This window comes from Arthrobacter sp. CP30, assembly GCF_053470025.1.
In genome coordinates, this window is the sequence record NZ_JBQEMM010000001.1 from 652,341 (window position 1) to 660,337 (window position 7,997).

Here is a 7,997-nt window from a genome sequence, read left to right on the forward strand (position 1 = left end):
CCACGCGTCGCCGAGCGGCCATCAGGCCCTCCCCGCTCCGACCCGGCGATCCGACAGCCACGGTGAGACCGTACCGGCGGGCAACGGCTCGGCGATCAGGAAACCCTGCGCGAAGTCGCAGTCCCGCGCCCGCAGTTCGTCCCGCGACCGCTCGTCCTCCACGCCCTCGGCGACCACCCGGAGTCCCAGGCTGTGGGCCAGGTCGATGATCGACCCGACGAGCCCGACCGCCCGCGGGTCGTCCTTCATCGCCGTGACGAAGGACCGGTCCAGTTTCAGCTCGTCGACGGGCAGGTCACGGAGGTAGGCCAGGGAACTGTATCCGGTCCCGAAGTCGTCGATGGCGATCTGGACGCCGGCGGACCGGAGTTCGGCCAGGATGGCCGAGGTGCCGGTGGGCGAGGACATCAGGACGTCCTCGGTGATCTCCAGCATGATGCACGACGACGGTACCCCGTGGGCCTCGAGCAGGCGGGTGATCTGGTGCGGGAGGCACGCGAGGATGCAGGATCCCGACATGTTCACCGCCACCGAGATGTCCAGCCCCTCGGCACGCCACCGCGCCATCCGGCGGACGGCCCGCTGCAGCACGATGGTCGACAGCGCCGGCATCAGGCCCGCCTCCTCCGCGAGCGGCAGGAAGGCGACGGGGAGGAGCATCCCGCGCGTCGGATGGTTCCAGCGCACCAGGGCCTCCACGCCCGTGACCTCACCGTCGGAGAGACGCACCTTCGGCTGGTAGTGCAGCTCGAACTGGTCCTCGGCGAGGGCCACCCGCAGTTCCTGGACGGTCCGCAGCCGCAGGGCGCCGTCGTCGTCGTCCGAGGCGTCATACACATGGTGTCCGCTGTGCTCCGACTTCGCGCGGAACATGGCGATGTCCGCCTTGCGCATGAGCAGGCTCATATCGGTACCGTGGTCGGGGGTCAGCGCGATCCCCACGCTGGCACTCACCTGCAGGGATGCCGCGCCGAGCTCCACCGGATCGGCGAGTTCCGCCGCGAGGCGCTGCGCCGTCGCGACGGCCTCCTCCTCCGTGACGCCCTCGAGGAAGACGGCGAACTCGTCCCCGCCCAGCCTCGCCAGCATGTCTCCGGGCTGCAGCTGAGCGGCGAAGCGCTTGCCCACCTGCACGAGGAGGGCGTCGCCGACGTCGTGCCCCAGGGCATCGTTGACGTGCTTGAAGCGGTCGAGGTCCAGGAGGAAGAGTGCACCGGTCCGCCCGGCCAGCAGCCGGACGGGGACGTCGGCGATCAGGGCCCGGCGGTTGGGCAGGCCCGTCAGCTCGTCGGTGCGCGCGAGGGTGACGAGCATGCGGTTGCGGAACGCCAGCGGCACCGCGGCGAGCGCCAGGGTGGAGGCCGCGAACACCACGGCCAGCACGGGGATGCTGAGCTGGCTGCCCACCACGAGGACCGCGAGTGCCGTCGCCGTCGACACGACGGGAGCCGCGAGCTCCGGGACTCCGTGCGTGGTGCGCTGGGCCACCCGGGCCGGGTCCGCTGCGCCGTCCACCCAGGCGGCGATCGCCACGATCCCCGCGACCCAGCCGACGTCGATGATCGAGCCGACGGCATAGTCCTCCATGCCGAGCGCATACGCGACGTCCGCGGCGGAGAAGATGGTCAGTCCGGCGACCAGCAGCGGCCAGCGTGGTCCGATGTCCAGCCCGCGGGAGGCGAGGACGCCCCCGACGGCCGTGATGAGGAGGAGGTCGAGAAGCGGGTACACGACGGCGACGATCACTTCGAAGGGCGTCCCCCCGTTGGTCCCGGGGCTCAGCACGGGTGCGAGGATCAGGGCCATGAGCGACGCCGCGCCGAGGGCACCGACGATGCTGTCCAGCAGCAGCGGCCACGCCAGTCCCTTGATCTTCCGGACCATCACCACGCCGAGGGCACCGAGCATCAGGGGGTAGAAGGCGAGGTAGGCCACGTCGGCCACGGACGCATAGGTCAGGGCCGCTGCGCCGTCGAGCGAGGCCGCGTAGTACGCGTCACCCGCGCTGTAGGTGACGATCGCGCCGGTTCCGAGCAGCACCTGCGGCTCGGCGAACCTCGACCGCACGGAGGCGCTGATGCAGAGAGCCACGGCCGCCAGCTCGGTGGCGATGCACAGCCACCCGTCCATCAGGGGGTCGAAGGTACCGGGGTCGCCGACCAGGAGGCCTACCGTGTAGGCGATGAGAAGGAGGACCGTCACGGACATCAGCACCCGTGGGTGCGTAGGACTCCCAGGGCGGCCCCTCCCGGCCGCGCGGGCACCGTCGCTCCGCATGCAGTCCCCGTTCTCGCAGTGATCCTGAGTCCACAGCATAGGTCGGATCGCCCGCGAGCTCCCGCCAGGCGGCGCAGGGAGTCCTTTCCTGCGACAATACTTGGCTCCGACGGCGGGAAGCCCCGGCATCAGTACCCTCTTCCTATGCTCAGACTCGTCGACCAGCTCAGAATGGTGCCCGAGGTCGCGCGCCTTGCGGTGCGGACGCCCCGGAATGCCGCCGTGGCCTGGGAGGGCTACTGGAGCAGGGTCCGCACCACGGGCCCCGCGGGCGAGGTCCTCTGGGACGCGGAGATCGGGCCGGAGGCGGAGCAGTACGCCGTTGTCATGGACGAGTTCATGGACCGGTCGATGCCCGTGATCGACGTCGGCTGCGGCAACGGCCGGTGGACGCGCTGGCTGTCCCGGCGTTTCCCGCAGGTGCTCGGCGTCGATGTCTCGGCGAGTGCCGTGCAGCGGGCCGGGGAGGAATCGGAGGGCGTGCGGGGCGTCGACTACCGGACCCTCGACCTCACCGTGCCCGGCGCGGGCCGCCTCCTGCAGGCCGAGTTCGGCGACTCCCACGTGTTCGTCCGCGGCGTGTTCCACGTCCTGCGGCCGAAGCAGCGCGAACAGCTGGGCCGGAACCTCCGCGACGTCGTCGGAGCACGCGGACGCGTCCTGCTGACCGAGACCGACTACCGGGGCACTCCCCTGTCCTACATGCAGAGCCTCGGGGCGAGGCCGGGCAGTATCCCGGCCCCGCTCCGGCGGGCCATCGGCAGCATCCCCGTGCCCGGGCACTTCGGGCCGGCCGAGCGGCGGGCAGCGCTGCCGGACAGCATCTGGACGGTGCTCGCGGATGGCCCCGCACTCATCGAGGCAATCCCGATGAGCGGCAGGACGACGACCAGCATCCCGGGTTATCTCGCTATGCTGGGGTCCCGCTGATCCTTGGTCTCACGGGGGTACCCGGGGCCGCTCGGCCCGGGAGCGTCAGCGGCATCACCAGGAGGTGGGCCATGCCCGCAGAACGCATCGACGGGGACAAGGCGACCCTCGAGCTGCTCCCAAACGGCATCCTCCATCTCGAGTGGGACCGTGACTGCACCATCACCACCGAGGACGCCGGCTTCGCGATGGCCGCGGTCAACGCCCTGGTCGGAGCCGCGGGCCACCCGATGCTCGTCGACATGGAGACGACGAGGACGGTGACGCGCGGTGCGCGCGCGGTCTTCGCGATCCCCTGCTCGGCGTCGCGCATCGCCCTGCTCGGCTCCTCGCCGGTGGACCGCATGCTCGCCAACTTCTTCCTGGGCGTGAACTCACCGCCGTGTCCCACGAAGTTCTTCACCTCGCGGCACCTGGCGGTGGCCTGGCTCCAGAGTGCCGCCGACGGCCAGGCGCATCCGGCGAGCGCCTGACCCCGGCCCGCCGCCCTACCCGAGGTGGGCGGGCTCGCTCGAGGTGGAGAACTCGTTCCTCGCGACCCTGATCATGAACCACGAGACGGGCGAGGCCAGCGCGAGCGCCACGGCCGCGGCCAGGAAGACCACAGAGTACCCGTCCACGAGGGACTGCAGTCCGCCCGCGGCGCCTTCGGCCGTGCCGGCGCCCGCACCCACCGTGTACAGGGCGGTGAACACGGCGGTGCCGATCGAGCCACCGATCTGCTGCGTCGCCGTGACGGCTGCACTGGCCACGCCGGAGTCCCTCGGAGCGATCCCGAGCAGGGCCACGTTCTGCAGCGGCACGAAGATGAAGGCGAGCCCGATGCCCAGGAGGAGCTGCGCGGGCAACACCTCGAGCGCGTAGGAGCCGCCGACGGTGATGCGGCTGAGCAGCAGCAGCCCGGCGGCAGCGATCAGCGGGCCGACGGTCATGAGGATCCGGGGGCCCACCGTCGGCAGGAGCCGTGACACCACGCCCGCGCAGACGATGATGGCCGCCGTCATCGGCAGTGAGGCCAGCCCGGACACCAGGGGACTCATCCCGAGCACGATCTGGAAGTAGAGCGTGAGGTAGAGCAGGGCGCCCAGCAGGGCCGCACCCACGGCGATGGAGGAGAGGTACGCTCCCGCACGTGCGCTGTCCGTGATGATACGCAGCGGGAGCAGCGGGTGGGCCGAGCGCGCTTCCACGAGGAGGAACAGCGCCAGCAGGACGACGCCGAGGGCGAGGAAGCCGAGGGTGTCCAGGCGGACCCAGCCGGCCTCGGCACGCGAGAAGCCGTAGACCACGGAGGCGAGCCCGAGGCTCACGAGCACGGCGCCCGGCACGTCGTAGCGGGTGCTGCCCTCGGCCCGGCTCTCACGGAGCACCGGGATGCCGACCGCGATGGCGACGACGGCGATGGGGACGTTCACGAGCAGGCACCAGTGCCAGCTGAAGTACTCGGTCAGGACCCCGCCGAGCAGGAGCCCGACCGCGGCACCGCCGCCGGCGATCGTCCCGTACACCGCGAAGGCCCGTACGCGATCACGCCCGCCGGGAAAGGTCACGGAGAGGATGGCGAGCGCAGCCGGGGCCAGCAGCGCGGCGAAGGCGCCCTGGAGGCCCCGCGCCAGGAGGAGCGTCTCGCCCGAGGTGGCGATCCCGCCGAGGGCCGAGGCGAGGGCGAAGCCGCCCATGCCGACGAGGAACGAGCGCTTCCTCCCCCAGAAGTCGGCGATCCGGCCGCCGAGAAGCAGGAGTGCGCCGAAGGTGAGGGCGTAGAGCGTGACCACCCAGCTGCGGTCACCGTCAGACATCCCGAGTTCGAGCTGGGCCTGGGGCAGGGCGATGTTGACGATCGTGCCGTCGAGGACGACGGTGAGCTGGGCCAGGGCGACGATCGCGAGCACGAGCCAGCGATTGGCCGGCGCTCGGACGGGATCGACGTCCGGTGCTGCCTGGGCCGTGGGGCCCGAGGGTGGGGTGGTCATGGAGCTCCTCAGAAGTGGTGTCGTCTCGAGGGTAGGGACAGTTCCGGAGCAAGTCAAACGAACTGGTTCGTTTGGTTATACTCGAAGGATGCACTCGACGACGGACGTACGGTCCCGCATCCTCCTGGCCGCCCGGGGGGAGTTCGCCGCCTACGGTCTGGCGGGAGCGAGGATCGACCGGATCGCGAAGTCGGCGAGTGCCAGCAAGGAGCGCCTCTACGCGCACTTCACCGACAAGGCGGCGCTGTTCCAGGCCGTCCTCGACACCAACGCGGCGATGTTCCACGACGCCGTCGTGCTCGACCCCCGGGACGTGCCGGCCTTCGTCGGCGCAGTGTTCGACCACGCGCACGACCAGCCGGACATCCTCCGGATGCTCACGTGGGCCCGGCTCGAGGGCGTGGACTACGACCTCCCGGGCGGCAGCGATCCCGACGTCAAACTGCAGGCGCTGCGGCAGGCGCAGGAGCTGGGCCACATCGACGCGTCCTGGGCGGTGGAGGAACTCCTGCCCCTGCTGTTCGGCGTCGCACAGGCATGGGTGCAGGCTCCGCTGGCGGCGCACGCGAACGCGCGCCGGACACCCCTGGCAGCCCACCGGGCCGCTGCGGTCGACGCCGCCCGGAGGATCATCGGCTCCGCCCGGTGACGCGCCCAACCGGCTGCACGACGACGATGTCGGCCGACGGGATACCCGACGGAGGCGCTCAGGCCTCGAAGAGCCGCGCCCCCACATAGCTGCCCTCGGCGGCTCCACCCGGAACCGCGAAGATCCCCGAGCCGATGTGGCGGATGTACTCGTTGAGGATGTCCGATCCCGCGAGGCTCGTCTGCACCGGGATGAACGACCGCTCGGGATCGCGCTGGAAGCAGATGAAGAACAGGCCGGCGTCGAGGCGACCGAGGTCGTCGTTCCCGTCCACGTAGTTGTAGCCCCGCCGGAGCATGCGGGCGCCGCCGTTGCTGTCCGGGTGGGCGAGGCGCACGTGCGAGTGCTCGGCGATGATCGGCTGGCCGCCGCTTCCCGGCATGGTGAAGTCCGGCGCCGTGAACTCGTCACCGCCGGACAGGGGTGCACCCGACCCCTTGGTCCGCCCGATGGAGCGCTCCTGCTCGGACAGGCGCGTCCGGTCCCACGGCTCCACGTTCATGCGGACCTTGCGGGAGACGAGGTAGGAGCCACCGGCCATCCAGGCCTGGTCGTCCCCCTCCGCCACCCAGACGTGCTCGTCGACGGCTGCCGGGTCCTCCGCCTTCACATTGGCGGTGCCGTCCTTGAATCCGAAGAGATTGCGGGGGGTCACCTGTGCAGTGCTCGTGCTGGACGTGCGGCCGAAGCCGAGCTGGGAGTACCGCAGGGAGGCGCGGCCGAAGGCGATGCGGGAGAGGTTGCGGACGGCGTGCACGGCCACCTGCGGATCGTCCGCGCAGGCCTGGATGCAGAGATCGCCGCCGCTGATGCGCTCCTGCAGCATGTCCCCGGCGAAGGTCGGCAGCTCGGTGAGCACCCGTGGACGGCGGTCGGCGATCCCGAAGCGGTCGGTGCCGTCCGCCGTCGTGAACAGCGTGGGGCCGAAGCCGAACGTGATGGTCAGACCGGTGGGGCCGAGGTCCATCGCCTCGCCCGTGTCCTCCGGCGGCGCCTCGTACGGACCGGCGTCCGGCGCGAAGTCACCCGCGCTCCCGCCCTGGCTCATCCGCGCAGCGGCCGAGGTCCAGTCCTCGAGCAGTCCGATCAGCTCCTCGCGGGAGATGTCGTCGACGTCGAACGCCGCGAAATGGAGCCGGTCCTGCGCAGGCGTGGTGATCCCGGCCTGGTGCTCCCCGTGGAAGGGGTAGGACAGGACATCGGGGTCGGGGGGGCTCGCCGTCGCCTCGGGGGTCGCCCGTCCGGCGGCCACGCCCGCGCCCACGCCGGCGGCCGCGGTCACGCCGGCGAGCGACAGCGCACGACGGCGGGAGATGCGGAAGGTGCGTGCCATGGCCGCTATCCCAGCAGGGTCGCGGTGATGCGCGAGAGCGGTTCGCTGAGCGCGTTGACGCGATCGGACAGCGCCTTCACGTCGTCCGGGGAGAGCTCTCCGTAGGAGACGTAGGCGATGTCGCGCTGTGCGGCGTCGGGCGCGCTCGTGCGGTGCTCAGCCAGCTCCGCGGCCAGGGCGTCGAAGTCGGCATCGAGGGTGGTCACGAGATCCGGGTCCTTGGCCTCCAGGAGGTCGCGCAGTCCGTCGACGAGCACGCGCGCACCCTCGACATTGCCCTGGAAGTCCCACAGGTCGGTGCCCGACCAGATCTCCTCCTCACCGGTGACCTTCCCGTTGGCCACCTCGTCCATGAGGGCGATCGCCCCGTTGGCCAGCTGGTCCAGCGAGAGATCGATGTCCTGGATACCGGCGTGCAGCGTCGTCGTGTCCGCGACGAGCTGGGCAGCGACGGCCTCGCGCTCGGTCTGCGTGAGCGGCGTGTACCCGGCATCGGCGGGCGGCCAGAGGTCCTTCTCGATGCGGTGCCATCCGGTCCACTCCTCGCCCTCGGCGAGATCCGCCTCGCGGTTGTCCAGCCGGGGATCGAGGTCGCCGAAGCTCTCGGCGACCGGCTCCACCCGCTCGAAGTGCATGCGGGTGGTCGGGTAGAGGCGCCGCGCCTCGTCGTCGTCACCCGCCGTGTACGCGGCGGCGAAGTCATCGGTACCGGTGAGGAGCTGGTCCACCTGGTCCTTCACGTACGCCCTGTAGTTGGTGACCGCGGCATCGATCTGCGCCTGCTCGTCACCGGAGGGCTCGACCGCCGTGCCCGAGTCCGTGACCGTGAATCCGG

General features: G+C 71.1%; 7 protein-coding genes. 3 read left to right on the forward strand and 4 right to left on the reverse strand.

The features are described from left to right. Positions 1-21 precede the first annotated feature (21 nt). Positions 22-2,202 (reverse strand): putative bifunctional diguanylate cyclase/phosphodiesterase, encoded by a 2,181-nt coding sequence (locus ACTIMO_RS03270; protein WP_448181469.1) that lies wholly within the window; start codon positions 2,200-2,202, stop codon positions 22-24. Positions 2,203-2,421: 219 nt separating this feature from the next. Here ACTIMO_RS03270 and ACTIMO_RS03275 point away from each other — a divergent pair, with 219 nt between their 5' ends. Both ACTIMO_RS03275 and ACTIMO_RS03280 read left to right on the forward strand, forming a co-directional pair. Beyond that, entirely contained in the window at positions 2,422-3,207 is a 786-nt protein-coding gene (locus tag ACTIMO_RS03275; protein WP_448181470.1) for a class I SAM-dependent methyltransferase, read from the forward strand. Between the two features lie 71 nt (positions 3,208-3,278). Further along, positions 3,279-3,680 (forward strand): DUF7793 family protein, encoded by a 402-nt coding sequence (locus ACTIMO_RS03280; protein ID WP_448181471.1) that lies wholly within the window; start codon positions 3,279-3,281, stop codon positions 3,678-3,680. A 15-nt stretch (positions 3,681-3,695) separates the two neighbouring features. Here ACTIMO_RS03280 and ACTIMO_RS03285 read toward each other — a convergent pair whose 3' ends face one another. Further along, positions 3,696-5,180, reverse strand: a complete 1,485-nt coding sequence (locus ACTIMO_RS03285) for an MFS transporter (RefSeq protein WP_448181472.1) — start codon at positions 5,178-5,180, stop codon at positions 3,696-3,698. Between the two features lie 88 nt (positions 5,181-5,268). Between ACTIMO_RS03285 and ACTIMO_RS03290 the strand changes: the two genes are divergently transcribed. Further along, entirely contained in the window at positions 5,269-5,829 is a 561-nt protein-coding gene (locus ACTIMO_RS03290) for a TetR family transcriptional regulator (protein WP_422390925.1), read from the forward strand. A gap of 58 nt (positions 5,830-5,887) precedes the next feature. Here ACTIMO_RS03290 and efeB read toward each other — a convergent pair whose 3' ends face one another. Both efeB and efeO read right to left on the reverse strand, forming a co-directional pair. Further along, complete coding sequence (gene efeB / locus ACTIMO_RS03295; protein WP_055766239.1) at positions 5,888-7,162, reverse strand: iron uptake transporter deferrochelatase/peroxidase subunit; 1,275 nt, start codon at positions 7,160-7,162, stop codon at positions 5,888-5,890. 5 nt (positions 7,163-7,167) lie between these two features. Then, positions 7,168-7,997: iron uptake system protein EfeO (gene efeO, locus ACTIMO_RS03300; RefSeq protein ID WP_448181473.1), on the reverse strand; the 830-nt coding region annotated here is incomplete at its 5' end.